Annotated in this window: 14 protein-coding genes; 5 read left to right on the top strand and 9 right to left on the bottom strand. The window is 71.7% G+C overall.

Translation table 11 applies throughout. The features are described from left to right. Positions 1-62: 62 nt before the first annotated feature. The 6 genes from D7V97_RS14380 to D7V97_RS14355 all read right to left on the bottom strand — a co-directional run bounded on the left by D7V97_RS14380 (position 63) and on the right by D7V97_RS14355 (position 8,153). On the bottom strand, positions 63-1,475 hold the full coding sequence (locus D7V97_RS14380) for an L-serine ammonia-lyase (RefSeq protein WP_120611206.1): 1,413 nt from the start codon (positions 1,473-1,475) through the stop codon (positions 63-65). A gap of 128 nt (positions 1,476-1,603) precedes the next feature. Continuing rightward, positions 1,604-4,315, bottom strand: coding sequence for a cation-translocating P-type ATPase (locus D7V97_RS14375; protein WP_120611205.1), 2,712 nt, complete (start codon positions 4,313-4,315; stop codon positions 1,604-1,606). Between the two features lie 18 nt (positions 4,316-4,333). Beyond that, the gene (locus D7V97_RS14370) at positions 4,334-5,311 is read right to left on the bottom strand and encodes a VWA domain-containing protein (RefSeq protein ID WP_120611204.1); all 978 of its coding nucleotides are present in this window, start codon (positions 5,309-5,311) and stop codon (positions 4,334-4,336) included. After that, positions 5,311-6,252, bottom strand: a complete 942-nt coding sequence (locus D7V97_RS14365) for a vWA domain-containing protein (RefSeq protein WP_120611203.1) — start codon at positions 6,250-6,252, stop codon at positions 5,311-5,313. Before D7V97_RS14365 ends, D7V97_RS14370 begins: the two co-directional genes overlap by 1 nt. A gap of 61 nt (positions 6,253-6,313) precedes the next feature. Beyond that, on the bottom strand, positions 6,314-7,639 hold the full coding sequence (locus D7V97_RS14360; protein ID WP_233582784.1) for a hypothetical protein: 1,326 nt from the start codon (positions 7,637-7,639) through the stop codon (positions 6,314-6,316). A gap of 142 nt (positions 7,640-7,781) precedes the next feature. Then, a complete protein-coding gene (locus D7V97_RS14355; RefSeq protein WP_120611201.1) occupies positions 7,782-8,153 on the bottom strand; it encodes a VOC family protein in 372 nt (123 codons plus the stop codon). Positions 8,154-8,372: 219 nt separating this feature from the next. Between D7V97_RS14355 and D7V97_RS14350 the strand changes: the two genes are divergently transcribed. The 4 genes from D7V97_RS14350 (at position 8,373) to rpiA (ending at position 12,234) form a co-directional block, all read left to right on the top strand. Further along, a complete protein-coding gene (locus D7V97_RS14350; RefSeq protein WP_120611200.1) occupies positions 8,373-8,999 on the top strand; it encodes a hypothetical protein in 627 nt (208 codons plus the stop codon). Then, positions 8,993-10,162 (top strand): YgcG family protein, encoded by a 1,170-nt coding sequence (locus D7V97_RS14345; RefSeq protein WP_158623362.1) that lies wholly within the window; start codon positions 8,993-8,995, stop codon positions 10,160-10,162. The genes D7V97_RS14350 and D7V97_RS14345 overlap by 7 nt, the downstream gene beginning before the upstream one ends. 165 nt (positions 10,163-10,327) lie before the next feature. Beyond that, complete coding sequence (locus D7V97_RS14340) at positions 10,328-11,494, top strand: AI-2E family transporter (RefSeq protein ID WP_233582782.1); 1,167 nt, start codon at positions 10,328-10,330, stop codon at positions 11,492-11,494. Positions 11,495-11,532: 38 nt separating this feature from the next. Next, positions 11,533-12,234 (top strand): ribose-5-phosphate isomerase RpiA, encoded by a 702-nt coding sequence (gene rpiA / locus D7V97_RS14335; RefSeq protein ID WP_120611197.1) that lies wholly within the window; start codon positions 11,533-11,535, stop codon positions 12,232-12,234. Here rpiA and D7V97_RS14330 read toward each other — a convergent pair. Both D7V97_RS14330 and D7V97_RS14325 read right to left on the bottom strand, forming a co-directional pair. Beyond that, positions 12,227-12,793: an NTP transferase domain-containing protein gene (locus D7V97_RS14330; protein WP_120611196.1), complete on the bottom strand. Its 567-nt coding sequence runs from the start codon at positions 12,791-12,793 to the stop codon at positions 12,227-12,229. The genes rpiA and D7V97_RS14330 overlap by 8 nt on opposite strands. Positions 12,794-12,820: 27 nt before the next feature. Then, positions 12,821-13,969 (bottom strand): XdhC family protein, encoded by a 1,149-nt coding sequence (locus D7V97_RS14325; RefSeq protein ID WP_120611195.1) that lies wholly within the window; start codon positions 13,967-13,969, stop codon positions 12,821-12,823. Between the two features lie 283 nt (positions 13,970-14,252). Between D7V97_RS14325 and D7V97_RS14320 the strand changes: the two genes are divergently transcribed. Continuing rightward, complete coding sequence (locus D7V97_RS14320) at positions 14,253-15,530, top strand: endonuclease/exonuclease/phosphatase family protein (RefSeq protein ID WP_120611194.1); 1,278 nt, start codon at positions 14,253-14,255, stop codon at positions 15,528-15,530. A 12-nt stretch (positions 15,531-15,542) separates the two neighbouring features. Here D7V97_RS14320 and D7V97_RS14315 read toward each other — a convergent pair whose 3' ends face one another. Further along, positions 15,543-18,554, bottom strand: coding sequence for an amino acid adenylation domain-containing protein (locus D7V97_RS14315; RefSeq protein WP_158623361.1), 3,012 nt, complete (start codon positions 18,552-18,554; stop codon positions 15,543-15,545). Between the last annotated feature and the right edge of the window lie 315 nt (positions 18,555-18,869).

Genomic DNA, 18,869 nt, shown 5'->3' with positions numbered 1-18,869 from the left:
TCGACGCGGCGGGCCTCGTGCCCGGGTGAGCCCGGGCGAAGCGGCCCTGGACGCTCAGGGCCTCAGCACTCCGGCAGGCCCACGCTGAGGTTCGCGACCTCCAGGACATTCACGGCGAGGCCGCCGCGCGCGGTCTCCTTGTACTTGTCCTTCATGTCGCGGCCGGTGTCGCGCATCGTCTTGATGACCTTGTCCAGGCTGACGAAGTGCCGCCCGTCGCCGGACATCGCCATGCGCATGGCGTTGATGGCCTTCACGGAGGCCATCGCGTTGCGCTCGATGCACGGCACCTGCACCAGCCCACCGATGGGGTCACAGGTGAGGCCCAGGTTGTGCTCCATGGCGATCTCCGCCGCGTTCTCCACCTGGAGCGGCGTGCCGCCCAGCACCTCCGCGAGCGCGCCCGCGGCCATGGAGCACGCACTGCCCACCTCGCCCTGGCAGCCCACCTCCGCGCCGCTGATGGAGGCGTTCTTCTTGTAGAGCGTGCCAATGGCGCCCGCCGTGAGCAGGAAGCGCACCACGCCGTCCGCGTTCGCCCCCGGCACGAAGCGCCAGTAATAGTGCAGCACCGCGGGGATGATGCCCGCCGCGCCGTTGGTGGGCGCGGTGACGACGCGCCCGCCCGCCGCGTTCTCCTCGTTCACCGCGAGCGCGTACAGGTTCACCCAGTCCAGCACCGTCAGCGGGTTGGTGAGCCCCGCTTCCGGCCGGCTCATGAGCCGCTGGTACATCGCCGCCGCGCGGCGCTCCACCTTGAGGCCGCCGGGGAGGATGCCGCCCGTCGTGCACCCGCGCACCACGCACGCCTGCATCACGTCCCAGATGCGCAACAGCCGCGCGCGGATGTCCTCCTCGCTGCGCGACACCAGTTCGTTGCGCAGCATCACCATGCTGATGGGCTGCCGCTCGCGCTCGCAGTGCGCGAGCAGCTCCGCCGCGGACTCGAAGGGCAGGGGCAGCCGGAGGGTCTCCTCGCGCAGCGGGTCCTTGCCCTCCGCCGCCTGCTCGTCCACCACGAAGCCGCCGCCCACCGAGTAGTAGAGGCGCGACACCAGCGTCTCCCCGCCCTCGTTGAACGCGGTGAAGCGCATGCCGTTGGGGTGGTAGGGCAGCACCTTGCGCTTGTGCATCACCAGGTGCTCGCCGTCGCGGAAGGGGATGACCAGTCGCTGGAGCAGCGACACGCGCCCCTCCGTGCGCCAGTGCGAGACGAGCGCCGGCACCTGCTCCACGTCCACGTCCTCGGGCGTGTCGCCGCGCAGGCCCAGCAGCACCGCCTTGTCGCTGCCGTGGCCCTTGCCCGTGGCGCCGAGCGAGCCGAACAGCTCCACCTTCAGCCGCGTCACGCGCTCCAGGAGCCCCGCATCCGAGAGCCCCACCACGAACATGCGCGCGGCGCGCATGGGCCCCACGGTGTGTGAACTGGAGGGACCGATACCAATCTTGAAGAGGTCGAAGACGCTGACGGACATGGCTGCACCACCATGCCATGTCCAACGCGCGGCACCTGTCTCCACACCGTCGCGACGCGCTGCGTGCATCCACTTCAGGTCAGCTCGGCCGCTTGGGAAGTTGCCATCCCAAGCATGACGCGAGCTGGCTAGCCGGCGACGGGCTGCGGCCCCGTGGCCGGCTGGGGCGGCGAGGCCTGCGTCTTCGGACGGAAGGCGAGCAGGCGCAGGCCGTTGAACACGACGAGCAGCGTGCTGCCTTCGTGCAGCACCACGGCCTGGCTGATCTTCGTCAGGCCCAGCACCGCGGCGACGACGAGCACGGCGCTGACACCCAGCGCGATGACCAGGTTCTGCTTCATCACGGCCGTGGCCTTGCGCGACAGCTCCAGCGCGAAGGGCAGCTTCGCCAGGTCGTCGCTCATCAGCACCACGTCCGCCGTCTCCAGCGCCGCGTCGGAACCGGCGCCGCCCATGGCCACGCCCACCGCGGCGGCGGCCAGCGCGGGCGCGTCGTTGACGCCGTCGCCCACCATGGCCACCGCGTGGGTGCGGCCCAGCTCCTTCACGGCGGTGACCTTGTCCGCGGGCATCAGCGGCGCCTTCGCCTCGTCCAGGCCCACCTGCGCGGCGATGGACTGCGCGACGCGCGAGTTGTCGCCCGACAGCATCACCGTGCGCTCGATGCCGCCGGCCTTGAGCGCCTGCACCACCTGCCGTGCGCCGCCTCGCAGCGTGTCCGCCACGCCCAGCACGCCCAGGAAGCGGCCCGCGCGGCGCACCACCATCGTCGTCTGGCCCGCCTCTTCCAGCCGCGTCACCTCCGCGGTGACGTCGGGGGGAACCGCCTCGCCCGTGAAGAGGGCGAGACTGCCCACGTCCACCGCGTCGTCGCCCACCTTCGCGCGGATGCCCTGGCCGTGGATGGCCTCCAGGTCACGGCCCACCGGCACGGTGACGCGCGCTTCGGCCGCGCCGTCCACCACGGCCTTGGCCAGCGGGTGCGCGGACAGCGCCTCCACGCTCGCGGCGGTGCCGAGCAATTCCTCGCGCGTCACGCCCGGCGCGGGCCAGGTGGTGAGCAGCCGGGGCTTGCCCACGGTGAGCGTGCCCGTCTTGTCGAAGGCGATGGCGCGGATGCCGCTGAGCAGCTCCAGGTAGATGCCACCTTTGATCAGCACCCCGCCGCGCGCCGCGGACGCCACGGCGGAGAGCACCGCGGACGGCGTGGAGATGGCGAGCGCGCACGGCGACGCGGCCACGAGCAACCCCACCGCGCGCAGCACCGCTTCCTTCACGTCCGTGCCCGTCAGCACCAGCACCACCGGGAACACCACCGCCGCCGCCATCACCAGCGGCGCAACAGTGCGCTCCAAACGCTGGGCGAAGCGCTGCCGTTTGCCCTTCTGCGCCTCCGCCTGCGCCACCATGTCCACCACGCGCGCCAGCACCGACTCCGACGACAGGCGCGTCACCTCCACCTCCAGCGCCGCCTCGCAGTTGATGGTGCCGGAGAACACCTCGTCCCCGGGCTTGCGCGCCACCGGGATGGACTCGCCGGTGATGGCCGCCTGATCCAGCGAGCTCCTGCCCTCGCGGATGATGCCGTCCAGGGGCACGCGGTCACCGGGGCGCACGACGATGCGCTCGCCGCGCGCCACGTCCGCCACCGGCACCTCCACCACGTCCGAGCCCCGGCGCACGCGCGCGACCTCCGGACGCAGCTGGCCCAGCGCTTCAATGGAGCGACGCGCCTTCTCCATGGCCCGGTGCTCCAGCGCGTGGCCCGCGCTGAAGAGGAAGAGCAGGAACGCGCCCTCGAACCAGGCGCCGAGCACCGCCGCGCCCACCGCCGCCACGACCATCATCGTCTCGATGTCGATCCGCAGCTGCGCGATGGACTGCACCGAGCCCTTGATGGCGAAGAAGCCGCCGCTCGTCATCGACAGGCCCCAGAGCACCGTGGCGACGAGCGGCGGGGCCAACGCGAAGTGCTCCACCACGAAGCCCGCCGCCAAGAGCACGCCCGAGGCGACCACCAGGGGCAGCTCCAGCAGCGGCGCCAGTCCACCGCCGTGCGCGTGGTGCGAGCAGGCATGGCCCGCCGTGGGGACTTCCAGCCCATACCCGAGCGCCTTCACCCGGGCCTCCACCTCCGGCAGCTTCACCTCTTCCTTGTCGTACTCGATGACCAGACGCTCGCTCGCGTACGCGACGCTGGCGGTGAGCACGCCCTTCATCCGGGACACCGCGTGCTCGATGACCTGCGCTGCGTCCGCGGAGTCCATCCCGCGCACGAACCAGGTGTGGTGCAGGTAGCGCGCCGCCACCTGACCGCCCGTCTGCTGCGCGAGCGTGACCAACTGCGACGCGCTCACCAGCGACGGCTGGTAGTGGATGCACACCTCCGCGTGGCCCGCGTCGCGGCGCAGGTGCACGTCGGTGATGCCCCGCTGGGACTCCAGTGCCGCTTCCAGTCGCGCGAAGCGGCCCTGGTCGTCCGTCTCTCCCGGCAGCGTGGCCTCCAGGTCGAGCTGGAGCGCCGCGCCGCCTCCCTCCGCCGGACGGTGGGCCGGCGGACGGAGGACGCGCTGGGAGTGGGCATGGCCGTGGTGGTCATGCCCATGGTGATCATGATCGTGGCCATGGGAGCAGGAAGGGCCATGCACGTGGGCATCTGCATGCGCATGACCCGCATGGTCATGGCCCGCGTGGTCGTGGCCGGCATGGTCATGGCCGTCGTGGTTGCACCCCGGGCCGTGGACGTGGAGCTGCACGGCGTTGCCGCTGCCTTGCGTCTCCTTGAGGCCCTTGACGTTCAACGTGCCGAACCGCGACCCGCTCTTCTTCTGCTCCGACATGGCTTGTGTCCTGACGCCCTAGTGGCGGTGTCCGCGGCGTGATTGCGAGGGCTCTGCGGCGGCCGGAGGCGTGGCCTCGGCCTTGTGGTCGTCGTCCTCGTCGTGGTCCTCGTCCCCATGCTCCTCGGGGACGGGCTGCTCGAAGCGCTGACCCGCGACCTCCAGGGTGAAGCTCTTGCAGTCCGGGGGCACCTCGAACTCCAGCACCGCGGGGAGCCGGCCCTCGTACGTCTTCAGCACCTTGCCCTGCGCGTCGTAGATGGTGCCGCCCGCGGCGACGGTCATCGTCTCGTCCACGAGCACCGCGACGAGCTCCGCCATCTCCTCCATGCGGTCCGCGATGCGGTGGCACCAGAGGTGGCCCACGCCCGGATAGGTGGTGTGGGAGATCTCCTCCATCTGCTCCTCGTCCACCTGCTCGCCCACGCCCATGAAGACGAAGTTGATGCGGGGCAGCCGGCCGGAGGCGATCTCCTTGGCCACCTGGGTGGCGTAGGCCGTCACGTCATGGGCGTCGTTGATCTGCGAGTCGGTGATGATGACCGCGAGCCCGCGCTTGGCGCCCTCGGACACCTGCTGCTTGATGTGCGCCACGAAGTCGCGGAGCACGGGCAGCATCACGGTGGCCTTGCCGTACGAGCGCGGGCCGGGGAAGCGGTAGCCCTTGGCCTGGGGGCCGGTGAGGTCGCCCACCACCTCCAGCTGGGTGCCGTCGCCCGCGGCCCAGTAGGTGACGCGCACCTTGCCGTCCCGGTCCTTGTTGGCCAGGTACTCCAGCATCCACTGCATCTGCGGTTCGACCTGGTTCTTCACCGGGGCGAGCTTCGCCAGGATGCCGCGCGGACCGTACGCGTTCTCCATGCTGGCGGAGCCGTCCATGTAGAGGGCCACGTCCAGGCCCTCCACCGTGGGGTCGTGCAGGAGCGTCGCGACGACCTTGTTGCCCATCCGGTGGACGTCGGAGAAGGGACGGTTGATGACTTCGTGGCCGGCCATCAGTGGTGGTCCTCGTCTTCGCCTTCGTCGTGGTGCTCTTCGTCGGGCAGCGGCTGGGTGTAGCGCTGGCCGGAGACCTCCAGCGTGAAGCTCTTGGCGCCCTCGGGGACGTCGAACTCCAGCACCGCGGGCAGGCGGCCCTCGTACGTCTTCAGCACCTTGCCCTTGTCGTCGTAGATGGTGCCGCCGGCCGCGACGGTCATCGTCTCGTCCACGAGCACGGCGACCAGCTCCGCGACCTGGGTGATCTCCTTGGCGATGCGGTGGCACCACAGGTGCCCGACGCCCGGATATTCCTCGTGGGCGATGTGCTCCAGCTGCTCCTCGTCGATGTCGTCGCCCACGCCCACCAGCACGAAGTTGATGCGCGGCAGCTTGCCGGTGGCGATCTTCTTCGCCACCTCCGCGGAGAACTTCTCCACCGCTTCCGCGTCGTGGAGCCGGCCGTCGGTGACGATGATGGCGCAGCCGCGCTTCGCCCCCACCTTCACCTGCTGCTCCAGGTACGAGACGTAGTCGCGCAGCGCGGGCTCCAGGTACGTGAAGCCGCCCAGCTGCTTGGCGCCGGGGAACTTGTACTGCTGCACGTCGGTGCCCTTCAGCTCACCGACGACCTCCACCTGACGGCCGTTGGTGCCGCTGGCCCAGTAGGCCACGCGCAACAATCCGTTGCGGTCCTTGGTGGCCAGGTACTCCAGCATCCACCGCACCTGCGGCTCCACCTGGTTGGCGGCGTCCTTCAGGGGCGCGCCGCGGATCCACTCCAGGAAGGTGCGCTGGGGCTGCTCGTACTTGTACTCCTCCTTCATGCTGCCGGACGCGTCCATGTAGATGGCCATGTCCAGGCCCTCCACCGTGGGGTCATGCAGCAGCACCGCACGCACGCGGTCGCCTTCGCGGTGCAGGTCCGAAAACGGCTCGATAGGCTTCTCGTGTCCCATGGTCTGCCTTTCTGGAGGGTGAAAACGCTAGCGCCCCGCGTGCGCATGTCACAACGGGCGGTCAATCTTCGAAGTCGTTCATCCAGTCCGGCTTCTTGCCGGGCGTGACGGGCGCCTTCTCCTGCTGCTTGAGGGCCGGACGGGCGGACGGGCTCGCCGCGAAGTCCGACTGCCATGAGGCCTTCGACGACGACGGCGGCGCCGTGGGCTTGGCGGCCGGACGCGCCGCGGGCTGCGACTTCATGGGCGTGAGTCGCGGCTTCGCGGCGCCGGTGCGGGCGTGGGCGTCCAGGAAGTCGTTCATCCAATCGCTGGAGCGCGCGGGCGGCGTGGGCAGGCGCGGCGGAAGCGGTGCGTCCCGCGGGGGCGCGCGGGGCGGAGTCATCCGGGGTGTGGACGCGCCCGGGGACAGCGAGCCCGCGAGCACATGGGCGCGCAGCGTGCGCTCCGTCTCGGTGGGCCAGCCCGGCAGCAGCGGGAGGACGCGGCGCGCCAGCTCCAGGAACTCCGACAGCGGCGCTTCGCGCGGCACGCGCACCTCTTCGCTCTGCAACCAGCCGGCGAGCTTCCCCACCAGCCCGCCCTTCGTGGGGCGCGGGATGGCGATGTCGCCCTTCACCTCGAAGCCCTTCAGCTCCAGCTCCGCGATGGCCATGGCGCGGCTGGCGACGGGCAGATCCAGCGCGGCGATGGCCTGGGGCCCCTTGTTCGCGCGCGCGTCCTCCTGAAGTTGCGCGAGCACCGCGTGCAGCACGTTCGCGACCTGCGCGCCGTTGGCGACGTTGTGGGCCTGCAACTCGGCGGGGACCGCGGGGTAGGTGAGGACGAGGCCCCGGCCCTGGGCCAGCTGCTCCGCGCGGTCGCCCGGCAAGAGCGCGTGGTAGGCGCTCGGCGCGTCACGGCTCTCCGCGTCCTTCACGTAGTGGAAGGCATCCTGGGCGCCGTGCGCGAAGCCCGCGAGCACGTCACCCCGGCTCACGGTGAGCTGTCCGGGCACGCGCGTCACCGCGTTGCCCGGCCACGGGCCCGTCAGCGTGCCGTAGAGGTAGACGGGGTCGTTGAAGCCCTCGGCGTCGGCGGGGTGCTCCACCATCTCCGCGGAGAAGAAGAACAGCTCCGTCGCGGCCAGACGGCGAGGGGGACGTCCGGCGGCGACCTCGTGGTGCGCGAGCTGCGCCTGCACGGACGCGGGCAGCCTCGCGCGGTCGCTGCCGGGGATGAGCTGGAGCTGGCCCACGACGTCGGTGCAGACGAACCACTCGGACTCGCCCAGGTACGCGGGCTCCAGGCGGAACGCGTCCACGACGTGGACGACCTCCGCCGCATCGCACGGCACGGGCTCCGCCGGGCTGGCGGCATGGGGAACGAAGTAGCGGGGAGTGCTCACGGAGGCCGCGACAGGCTGGCGCAAGCCGCCGGGGCAATCAAGGGGCGGGGCTGCGGCCCGAGGTCCGGGAAGCGGCGTCGTTTCCATCGTTCGTCCCGCCGCCCTTAAGCGGGCTGGGCAGGGGACGAAAGGGGCGGCCAGCTCAGGCCGGCTCGATGAAGTTGAGCCGGTAGCCGTCCGGGTCCGTGACGATGATCTCCCGCGTGTACCAGGGCTGCACCGTGGGCCCCTCCACCGGGGCGCCCAGCGCGAGCGCCTTCTGGGCCACCGCGTCCACGCCGGCCTCGCCTGCCCGGAAGCCCACGAGCACGCCCATGCCCTTGCGGCCCTCCAGCTTCAGGCCCGCGGGAGGGCTGATGAGGTACACGTCCGACTCGCCGCCCCACTGAAGGCGGAGGATGGGGGGCTCCGACGCGATGCGTTCGAAGCCGAGGCTTTCATAGAAGCGGATGGAGGCCGGGGCATCCGTCACCAGCAGCTTCACGAACGACCGCATCGTCTGGGGCTTGTCCATGGGCGCGGCAGTCTGCCCAGGTCGGTGGACGTGCGCCAAGTGCACTCTGGGGGCCCCCGTACCGGGCGTCCGGGGAATGGCATATCGTCCGGGCATGAGTGGTAGGGGGAGCGCAGGCAGCCATTCCTTTTTCCGGGTCGAGCACCGCTTTGAAGGTCCAGCCATGGGTCGAACCGGGAAGGACCCCGGCGTGTCGCTGGCCGCGGCGGTGATCACCTCATGAGCACGACGACGCGCACCGGCGGGCCCCCGAAGGACGTGGCCTACGACGACGTCAACGAGCTCATCGCCACCGCCACGCGGCTGATGCAGAAGGACGCGGCGCCGGACACGCTCACCCCGGACGACGTGCGCAAGATTGGCGAGGAGCTGGACATCCCCGCGCGCTACGTGGACCAGGCGCTGGAGGCCCTGGCGCGTCGCCGTGAGGAGCAGGCGCGCGAGGCCCAGGCGCAGGAGCGGCTGGCCCGGCTGCGACGCGTCCGGTTGCGCCGGAGCGCGTGGGTGGGCGCGGCCGTGATGGGATTGCTGGCCGTGTCAGGGCTCGTCGTGCGCAACGGCCTCACCACCACGCTGGCGGACGTGGCGCAAAAGCGGGCGCAGGTGCGCAGCGTGATGGAGCGCCGCGAGTCGCTGCGCGCACGCCAGGACACGCTCACCCCCGGCCTGGCGCGCGACGCGGAGCTGGCTGGCGCGGACAACCGCGTGGCCATTGAACAGCGCCGCTATGACGAACGCGCCGCGGACTACAACGCCTCCGCGGCCTCCTTCCCCAACGGATGGGTGGTGCGCCTGACCGGCCTGCCTCCCGTCCTTCCGCTGTCCTCGGAGGTCTCCACATGGTGAAGGCCGTCCTGTTGTCTTTGTTGCTGCTGCCCACGCTGGTCCTGGGCGCCGTGCCCACCATCACCCGGCCCGTCACGGATCCGCGGGGGATGCTGACGGCCCAGGAGATGGAGTCCGTGGCGCAGGCCCTGGTGCAGCTGCGCGCCGAGCGCCAGGTGCAGATGGCGGTGCTGCTGGTGGACACCACGAACGGTCAGCCCATCGAGGACTTCGCGCACGAGGCCTTCAGTGCCTGGAAGGGTGGAGAGGCGGGACGCGACAACGGCCTGCTGCTCGTCGTGGCGAGGGGGGACCGGCGCTCGCGTCTGGAGGTGGGCTACGGCCTGGAGCCGTACCTGACGGACGGTGAAGCCACGACGTTGCTGCACGCGCAGGGGCCGCTGATGCGCGAGGGACGCATCGCGGACGCGCTCCGCGCCATCATCGCGGGCGTCCATGAGCAGGCCCCGGAGCAGGGGGCGCTGTCCCCGCCCGCGAACTCCTGGCCCGCTGGCGCGGTGCGCGCGTTCTTCTTCGCGATGCTCGTCACGGCCTTCGTGGTGTCGCTGCTGCTGAGCCGAGGCCTGGCCCTGGGCATGAAGGGCCTCGGCATCCGGGTCGCGGCGGTGATGCTGGTGGCCATGCCCCCGGCCGTGCTTCTCGCGGTCGCGTCGTCCTCCCAGCTGACCGGGGTGTCCATCCTCTTCGGGTATGGCGTCATGCTGGCCGTGTTCTTCGGCGGGTGGTTCGCCTGCTGGCGCAAACAGTGGGGGCTGGGAGTGATCCTCCTGGGGGGCACGGTGTTCGGCTCCCTGCTGGGAGTGTCACTGCTGGACGGCTCCACCGACCTGGGGGACCTGCTGCTGCAGGCCGCCATCCCTTCCTTCATTGCCGTCGTGGGCCCCGGTGGGCTCCTGCTCCTGGTGAAGGGCATCCGCTGGATTTCGCGGCATGGGAGCGGCTCCTGGTCCAGGGAGGGCTCTGTGTCCTGGAGCTCCAGTTCCTCCAGCACCTCGTCGACGGACTGGAGCTCCAGCTCCTCTTCGTCCAGCTACGACTCCTCGTCGTCGTACTCGAGCAGCGACTCCTCTTCGTCTTTCAGCAGCGACTCCTCCAGCTCCTCATCGGACTGGAGCGGAGGGGGCGGCTCCTCCGGCGGCGGCGGCGGCAGCGATTCCTGGTAGGCCCTCCGGTGGAAGGCCCCGGGCCCGGCTGCCTGCCTGCTTCAAGGGCTTCCGCCCGCGTGGGCAACGTCCAGCACGTGACAGGAAGGGGGCCGCTTTCGGGGGCCCATCGCCTGCCTGGGGTGCACTCCCTACCTTGAGGCCATGAAGGCTTCGCGCAGAGGGGTGCCTGTCTACGTACCGCCCCGGACGGTGTGGTCGGTGGGCCTCCAGGTGGTGCTGCTGGTGCTGCTGGGCACGGCGCTGCAACGCCTGGGGCCCGTGCTCACGCTGCTGGCGGTGGCACTGCTGCTGGGGCTCGCGGCGGAGCCCGTCGTGCGCCGGCTCCAGTCCTGGGGCCTGCGCCGGGGCCTGGGCGTGGCGCTCATCGCGCTGACGCTGCTGGGCGTCACCGGCCTGCTCATCCTCACGCTGGTGCCGCTGCTGGTGCAGCAGCTGGAGAACCTGGTGCACGCGGCGCCGGGCTTCTACGCGGAGCTGAACCAGGTGCCGTGGCTGAAGAAGCTGGATGAGCACACCGGCGTGCTGTCGCATCCGCAGGACGCGTTCAACATCGAAGCGGGCGTGCTGGCCCGGCCGCTCATCACCGTGCTGTCCTCCACGGTGGAGTTGATGGGCGCGGGCGTCACCGTGCTGGCGCTGGCGGTGTTCGGGCTGCTGTTCGGCCAGGACCTCTACGCGAGCATCCTGGGCTGGGTGCGCCCCGGTCGGCGCGCCCGCGTGCGCCGGGTGGTGGGCCGGATGCGCGAGGCGGTGGGCAACTACCTCGTCGGCACGCTGCTCATCGTCAGCGTGGGCGGCGCCTTCACGGCGCTGATGTCGCTGGCGCTGGGCGTGCCGTACTTCCTGCCGCTCGGGCTGGTGGCGATGGTGCTGGGGCTCATCCCGTACATCGGCAGCGTCATCACCGCGCTGCTCGTGAGCGTCACCACGCTGGCGTCCGTGGGCTCCAAGCGCGCGCTCATCGCGCTGGCGGCGTTCATGATCTACCAGCAGATCGAGTCGCACCTGCTCAGCCCGCTGGTGCAGCGGCGCGCCATCAAGATGAACCCGCTGCTCATCTCGCTGGTGGCCCTGGTGGGGGGCTCCGTGGCGGGGCTGCTGGGCGTCATCCTCGCGGTGCCGGCGGGGGCCGCGGGGCAGGTGCTGCTCACGGAGGTGCAGCGCGAGCGTCGCAAGACGTGGAAGCGGGAGCGCCGGCTCGCCACCGCGAAGCCTTCCCCGCACCGCAACGCGGATGAGGCACTGTTGGCTGGTCCTCTCGCCCCGGAGGGCAGTGACGCGCGAGGTGCGCCTCCGACAGACTCCGGGCATCCTGGGACACCGCACTGAGCCGCACCCCCTGACCCGAGCCAGCACCCGAGCCCGCTATGACGTCCGATGAGAGCGTTGTGTCCTCCTTCAAGCGCGCGGCGGCGGAGCGCGCGGTGGACTTCATCCAGTCGGGCATGGTGGTGGGGCTGGGCACGGGCAGCACGGCGGCGTTCGCGGTGCGGAAGCTCGCGGCGCGACTGGCGGATGGGACGCTGAGGGACGTGGTGGGGGTGCCCACGTCGCGCGCGACCGAAGCGCTGGCCACGTCGCTGGGCGTGCCGCTCACCACGCTGGACGTGCACCCGGTGGTGGACCTCACCATCGACGGCGCGGACGAGGTGGCGCCGGACCTGTCGCTCATCAAGGGCGGAGGCGGCGCGCTGCTGCGCGAGAAGATCGTCGCCCAGGCCAGCCGGCGCGAGATCATCATCGTGGACGCGCCCAAGCTGTCACCGAGGCTGGGCACGAAGTGGCCGGTGCCGGTGGAGGTGCTTCCGTTCGGCTGGCGTTCGCAGTCGTTGTTCCTGGAGTCGCTGGGCGCGCGCGTGACGGTGCGCCTGGCGCTGGATGGGGCGCCGTTCCACACGGATCAGGGCAACGTGGTGTTGGACTGTGACTTCGGTCCCATCAACGACCCGGCGGGGCTGGCCGCGAAGTTGGATTCCCGCGCCGGGGTGATGGCGCACGGCCTGTTCCTGAACCTGACCACCGACCTCGTGGTGGCGGGGCCGGATGGCATCACCCATCGCGTCAGGTGAGCCGTGCGAGGTCCTGCACGGTGTCCACGTCCTCCTCGCCGCCGGGCAGCGGCACCTCCACCACGCGCGACGGGTCGAGGGCAATGAGCCTGCGCGCGCCGTCCGTGGGCGGGAGCACGTCCAGCTCCGCGAAGAGGGCGCGAGCGAAGAGGGCGGGGACGCCCCGGGTGCCCGCGTAGGTGGAGGCGACAATGGGCGCGTGCGTGCGCTCGAACGTGGCGACGAGTGCGCGCAGGTGGGGCGCGTCCACGCGGAGCTGATCACAGAGCATCAGCACGGCACCGTCCACGTCCGGGGGCAGGGCGCGCAGGCCCACGCGAAGGGACGAGCCCTGACCCAGCGCCCAGTCCGGGTTGTCCACGCACCGCACGGCGAGCCCATGCAACTCCGCCGCGATGTCCTCGCGCCGCGCCCCGAGCACCACGACCACCGGCCCCACTGCGACAGCCGCCTCCGCCGCGCGTCGCACCAACGACGTGCCCTGATGGCGCAGGAGCTGTTTGGGCTGGCCCAGCCTCGACGAGCCCCCAGCGGCGAGCAACACCACGCCCACGTTCATGTCCGTCTCCCTCGTGCCACGCGCGCGTCAGGCCGACCTGCGCTCGGGCGCGGCGGCCTCCGCGTGGATGGGCGCCTGGCGCTCCCGCAGCCGTCCGCCGTCACGTCCCGCGAGCACCGTCTGCACCTCCGCGAGGATGGACAGGGCAATCTCATCCGCCCCTTCCGCACCCAGGTCCAACCCCATGGGCGCATGCAGCTTCTCCAGCTGCGCGGCGGTGGGGGGCTGCGGCAGTTCCCGCAGGATGCGCTCCGTCCGTGCGCGGGGGCCGAGCACGCCCAGGTAGCGCACCGGCAGCGGCACCAGTCGCGCCAGCAACTCGCGGTCCTGCGGCAGGCTGTGCGTCATCACCAGCACGAGGCTGCGCGCGGACAGCGGCACCTTCTGCAGCACCTCGGTGGACCGGGACGCGATGAAGGACTGCGCCTGCGGGAACCTCCTGCGCAGCAGCTCCACGGGTCGGTCCGCCACCACCGTGAGGTGCCAGCCCAACCCCTGCGCGCGAGAGACGACAGGCGCCACGTCGAAGCCGCCGCCGAACACCACCACCGGCGGCGCCGGATCCACCACCTCCACCAGCACCTCCGCGCCGCCGCACGCGCCGCTCCACGGGACGCCGCACACCAGCGCCTCGGTCGCCGCCGCGCGCACCGACTCGCGCAGCGGGCCCGTGAGGTTCCCCGCCTCCACGCCGTCCTCGCGCAGCAGGCACCGTGACCCCACGGCCTCCGCGGGCCCCCGGTACACGGTGGCGACGACCGCGCGCAGCGACTGCTGGCGTGCCTCGGCCGCGAAGGTGAGCGCGTCGCCGGAGCTTGCGGAGCTTGCGGAGCTTGCGGAGCCCTCGGAGCCCGGCTCCCAGCGCTCCAACAGGATGTCCACCACGCCGTTGCACCCGAGCGCGAACGACAGGCCGCCCTCGTCCTCGGCGTTGTCGCCGGTGGTGTCGTAGCGCAGCACGCGCGGCCCCTGCGACGTCCAGAAGAAGGCCTTGCGCACGAGGTCCCCTTCCAGGCACCCGCCGCTCACGCCCCCTGCGAGCCACCCGTCCTCGCCCATCAACATGCGCGCGCCGGGACGGCGGTACGACGAGCCGGACACCGCCACCACCGTGGCCAGCACCACCGGTCCGGAGGCGCGCCCGCGAGCGCGAAGGATGTCGTCGAGTTCCCTCATGGCCCGCCCATCTAAACACCCACGCCCCGCGCCCGTGCCGATTCCGACAGAGGTAGATGTGCGTCTACCCCCCTGCGCCAAGCACGCAGGGCAGGCGTCCAGCCGACCCCTCGTCCCTCTCCGAACGCTGGCGCACCGGCCCCCCAGCCACGACCTTGTGCGGAGGACATTGGGATGGAGGTTCGGTGGAATCATCAGTGCCACGGCATGACGCCCGACAGCGGTCTCTCCTCGCGCCCGACGGCGCTCTCCGGCTTCAGGGCCCGGAGCAGGGGAGGTCGGTATGAAGATGCCCGAACTGCTGGAGCACCTGCCGGCCGTGGGGCACCTGCTCGGCCGCAAGCCGGGCGGACAGGAGGGCGCCATCATGCCGAGACGTGACCCCACCCTCACGCTGCCGGACTTCAAGGCCGTGCCGCTGCCCACGAGCGAGCGCCGGCTGGGAGACGGGCGCACCCTCATCGTGCACCACCCGGCGCCGCGCCCTCCCCGGGGACCCGGCCTCACGGTGATGAGCTACAACATCCTCATGGGGGGCGAGCGCCAGGAGGCGCTGCTGGAGTACTTCACGCAGCTCGAAGCCCAGGCCCGCATGCCGGACGTCATCGGCCTGCAGGAGGCGGGCGTGCCCATGTCGGTGATGCTCGCGTCCCGCTTCGGCTTCCACCTGGTGTACCAGGGCCACGACGGCGACCACGGCGGGCGGCTGGTGAACGGCAAGGCGTACCTCAGCCGCCACCCCATCGTGGATGCCGCGCACTTCACCTACGTCCTCTCCGACGCCGAGCGCCAGGAGGCCGTCCACCGCCAGGGACAGGCCGGGGAACTGGTGGAGGACCGGGGCGTGCTGTGGATGAAGCTGGAGGTGGAGGGACACCCCGTCTATCTCTACAACCTGCACCACGCGCTGGGGGACTCGGGCATCAACGCGCTCAACCTGCGCCAGCTCAACACGCTGCTGCGCCATCGCGAGGGCGTGGCCGCGGTGGTGATGGGGGACTTCAACGCCAACACCGCCATCAAGCGCGGCGGCTCCTGGCTGATGGCGCACCTGCACCCGCGCCAGGACAACGACACGGACACCATCGAGGAGTACCGGCTGCGCTACGGCGACCTGCAACACGTCACCGTGGGGGACCGGGGCGTGGGCAACATCGCGGATCCGCGCCTGCGCCACGAACTGCACGTGCTGGAGCAGGAGCTGCCGGAGACGGTGTGCCACGCGACGACGGTGCGGGTGCGCCTGGCGGACCACTCGCTGACGACGCCCCAGCACGCGCGCGCGGAGCTGAACGCCGGCCACGTGCCGAAGGGCAGCCCCGCGTGGCTGCGCCTCCAGGACGTCGCGGACTGCGCCACGCTCACCTCGCTGCCGGACAGCCACGGCGTGGTGCACGCCACGGGCAAGCGCTTCGACAACTTCTACGCGACGCGCACCCTGACGCCCGTCCTCTTCGAGGTGGACCGCTCCACGGAGTCCTCCGACCACCAGCCCGTGGTGGCCCACTACCGCTTCGCGGACATGCCGGCCCGGTCCCTGCTGCCGCCCCGCTCCAGCTGACGGCCTGGCGTGCTACGCGGCCCGCGCCGCGTCGCGCTGGCGAGCGAACAGGAACCGCACGTAGCGGCCGACGAGGGCCGCATCGATGTCCGGGCAATGGATGTCGGTGCCGGCCAGCGCGGCGCGGGTGTGGTCGGCCCGGACGCGCGGCGTGCGGTGGTGCAGCTCCAGCACCGTGCGCGTGCCGTGGTAGACCTTCTCCCGCAGGAAGGCGACCAGCGGGAAGAGGGCGTTGTCCGGCCCCACGCGCGCCAGCTCCCGGAGCCACACCGCGGGAGCCACGCGCCGCACCGGGTGCCCGTGCGTGCCCAGCAGGTCGAAGAGCGCGTTGTGCCCGGGCTCCTGCTCGCGCTCCGGACCGAGGTTGTACGTCCCGCCGGGGGGCTGCGTGAGCACCAGGTGCGCGGTCGCGTGGGCCACGTAGTCCACCGGCACCGGCAGCCAGTACTTGTCCGGGAGATCCGGCGACAGGCCCAGCTGCGCGTTGCCCACGAGCAGCCGGCACAGCATGTCGTCCGCGTTGCCGATGCCGGTGCGGCTGTCGCCCTGGATGAAGCCCGGCCGGTAGACGCTCACGGGCAGGCCGCTGGCGCGAGCGTCGGTGGCGATGCGCTCCGCGACCCACTTGGCCCGCGTGTAGCCGTTCTCATACGCCATCAGGTCCAGCGAGCGCTCCAGCGCGAAGTCCTCGTCCACCTCCTCGATGCCCAGCAGCGTGCCCACCGCGCCGTGCACGCTGAGCGAGGACACGTGGTGCAGGGGCTTCACGCGGGCGTGCGCGCAGAAGGCCAGCACCTGCTGCGTGCCGGTGACGTTGGGGCGGCCCGCGTCCGCGTACGGCAGGATGTAGCTGATGCTCGCGGCGGCGTGCACCACCGCGTCGCACTGGAGCGCGAGCGCGTCATGCACGGAGGGCTCCAGCCCCAGCCGCGTCCGGGTGATGTCGCCCGCCACCGCCTGGATGCGCCCGTCGCCCCATGACAGGCTCACGCCGAACTTCCGCGCGGTGGCCCGGATCCGCGCGCCCGCCTCCGCCGCGTCGCGGGCACGCACCAGGCAGTGGATGCGCTCCACGCGCGGTGCCAGCGCGGCCAGCAGGTGGATGCCCAGGAAGCCCGTCGCCCCCGTCAGGAGCAGCGTGCGAGGCAGCGGCGCGGAAGGCCCCCGAGCCGGCACCGGGGGCAGGAGCAGCGAGCGCGCGTCGGTGAGCAGCGTGGCGCGCACGCTCCGGGCGTCCAGGTCGGACGCGCCCGTGCCCGCCTCGCAGAAGGGCAGCAGCGCCAGGGGCGTCGGGTGCGAGTACACGCGGCGCGACGGCAGCGACACCCCGAAGCCCTCCTCCACCTGGGCCAGCACGTGCGCCACGCCCAGCGAATCGCCGCCGGCCTGGAAGAAGTGCGTCGTGGGCGTGACGGTGCCCGGCGCCGCGCGCAGGCCCCGCTCGAAGGCGCGACACAGCCGGTCGATGGGCGAGGCCGCCGGCGCGGGCGTCACGGCAGCGGTGTCGGACGCCCAGGCGCCCGTCCAGTCCGCGGGCGCCAGCAGGGCGTGCCGGTCCACCTTGCCCAGGTTGGGCGTGAGCGGCAGGCGCGGCAGCTCCACGAAACGGTGCGGCACCATGTAGTCCGGCAGCACCGAGCCCAGGTGCGCGCGCAGCGCGTCGGGCGCCACCACATGGCCTTCCTGCGCGCTGTGGTACGCCACCAGCAGGCCTGTCGTCTGGCCCTGCGCGTCGGTGTGCTCGAAGACCTTCGCCGCCGCCTGCGCGACGCCAGGGAACGCGTACAGCGCCTGTTCAATGGCCTCCAGCTCGATGCGGAAGCCGCGCAGCTTCACCTGTTGATCCAACCGCCCCAGGAACACGAGCGCCCCGTCCGCGCGGCGCAGCGCCTCGTCGCCGGTGCGGTACCACGCGGCGCCGTCTTCATCCGACGGGAAGCGCTCCCGCGTGCGCTCGGGTTGGTTGCGGTAGCCCGCCGCCACGCCCTCGCCGCCAATCCATACCTCGCCCGGCACACCGTCGGCGACGTCGCGCCCGTCCGGCCCCACCACGCGCACGCGCACGCCCGGCAGCTCCGCGCCAATGGGCACCGGTGATTCGCCGCCCCGCACCCGGTACATGGACGCGCAGACGGTGGCCTCCGTGGGGCCGTAGGCATTGAAGACGCGGCGGCCGGACGCGTGCCACCGGTCCGCGAGCGGCGCCGGGCACCGCTCGCCCGCCATCACCACGCACGCCACGTCCGGCAGCGTGTCCAGGTGCGGCCCCAGCTGTCCCAGCACCGACGGCGGCAGGCACAGGTGCGTCACCCGGTGCGCGCGCACGTGCTCCGCCATGCGCCGGCCGGGCAGCAGGTCCTCGCGCGTGCCCTGCACCACGGTGCCGCCCGCGAACAGCGTGGGGAACACCTCCCACACCGAAGCGTCGAAGTTGATGCTGGCGAACTGGAGGTGCCGCGTGTCCGGCCCCAACCCCAGGAGCGGCGCCACGCCGCGCACCAGGTTGATCAGCCCCCGGAAGGTGCACACCACGCCCTTGGGCTCGCCCGTGCTGCCGGACGTGTAGATGAGGTAGGCCGCGCGCTCCGGCGGCATGGCGATGACGTCCGAGACCTCCGGCGCCACGCCGTCCTCCCCGCTGAGGGGCGCATCCGCCTCCAGGAAGGGCAGCGGCGCACCCAACCACGTCTCCATCAGCCCCACGGAGACCCGGTGCATGCGCTGCGTGACGAGCCCGCGCAGGTCCGCGTCGCGCAGGATGCGCAGCAGGCGCTCATCGGGAAGGAACGGATCCAACGGCACGTACGCGGCGCCCGCCATCCAGATGCCCAGGATGGCCGGGACGACCTCCGGCCCGGGCACCACCATCAACCCCACGCGGTCTCCCGGCTGCACGTTCCACTCCGCGCGCAGCCGCCGCGCCACCCGGGCCGCCTGTCGCAGCAGCTCCGGTTGTCTCAGCACCGTGGCCCCGAAGACGAGCTGGGCGGTCGCGGGAAGACGCAACTCGGACGAGAGAACCATGGGGGGCATTCCTTGAGGCAGAGCGAGCCTGGAGCCACGCAGCGGGGGGATGCGTGTGTGTGAAAAGTCTAAAGACAACCAGCCCCCACGCAATACGTAGGAACCACGCGTGGGTCTCATGAAACGGCGGCGCGAGGACCCAACCCCTTGGGTCGGCCACGCCCCCGTCCCGAACCAGGGACCCGGCGCGAGAATCCCTTGGGAGGCCGAGGTTTCCCGCTGGGATACATCTTTGGCGCGGAGTGGATCCGCGCCGGTTCACGGGTGGGACGCTCTCTGTCTTTTTCCGGTGGCGACGTGCTGTCACCACGTGAC

The organism is Corallococcus sp. CA053C (genome assembly GCF_003611675.1).
GTDB lineage: Bacteria > Myxococcota > Myxococcia > Myxococcales > Myxococcaceae > Corallococcus.
Note: the sequence above shows the minus strand (reverse complement) of the source record. Positions and strands in the feature narration are given on the sequence as shown.

Coding starts and splice junctions, on each gene's coding strand:
- D7V97_RS14370 (WP_120611204.1), bottom strand. CDS start 5,311: ATGGCCGGCCACGAAGTCATCAACCGTCCCTTCTCCGACGTCCACCGG.
- D7V97_RS14380 (WP_120611206.1), bottom strand. CDS start 1,475: ATGTCCGTCAGCGTCTTCGACCTCTTCAAGATTGGTATCGGTCCCTCC.
- D7V97_RS14350 (WP_120611200.1), top strand. CDS start 8,373: ATGAGCACGACGACGCGCACCGGCGGGCCCCCGAAGGACGTGGCCTAC.
- D7V97_RS14355 (WP_120611201.1), bottom strand. CDS start 8,153: ATGGACAAGCCCCAGACGATGCGGTCGTTCGTGAAGCTGCTGGTGACG.
- D7V97_RS14375 (WP_120611205.1), bottom strand. CDS start 4,315: ATGTCGGAGCAGAAGAAGAGCGGGTCGCGGTTCGGCACGTTGAACGTC.
- D7V97_RS14345 (WP_158623362.1), top strand. CDS start 8,993: ATGGTGAAGGCCGTCCTGTTGTCTTTGTTGCTGCTGCCCACGCTGGTC.
- D7V97_RS14330 (WP_120611196.1), bottom strand. CDS start 12,793: ATGAACGTGGGCGTGGTGTTGCTCGCCGCTGGGGGCTCGTCGAGGCTG.
- rpiA (WP_120611197.1), top strand. CDS start 11,533: ATGACGTCCGATGAGAGCGTTGTGTCCTCCTTCAAGCGCGCGGCGGCG.
- D7V97_RS14320 (WP_120611194.1), top strand. CDS start 14,253: ATGAAGATGCCCGAACTGCTGGAGCACCTGCCGGCCGTGGGGCACCTG.
- D7V97_RS14315 (WP_158623361.1), bottom strand. CDS start 18,554: ATGGTTCTCTCGTCCGAGTTGCGTCTTCCCGCGACCGCCCAGCTCGTC.
- D7V97_RS14325 (WP_120611195.1), bottom strand. CDS start 13,969: ATGAGGGAACTCGACGACATCCTTCGCGCTCGCGGGCGCGCCTCCGGA.
- D7V97_RS14365 (WP_120611203.1), bottom strand. CDS start 6,252: ATGGGACACGAGAAGCCTATCGAGCCGTTTTCGGACCTGCACCGCGAA.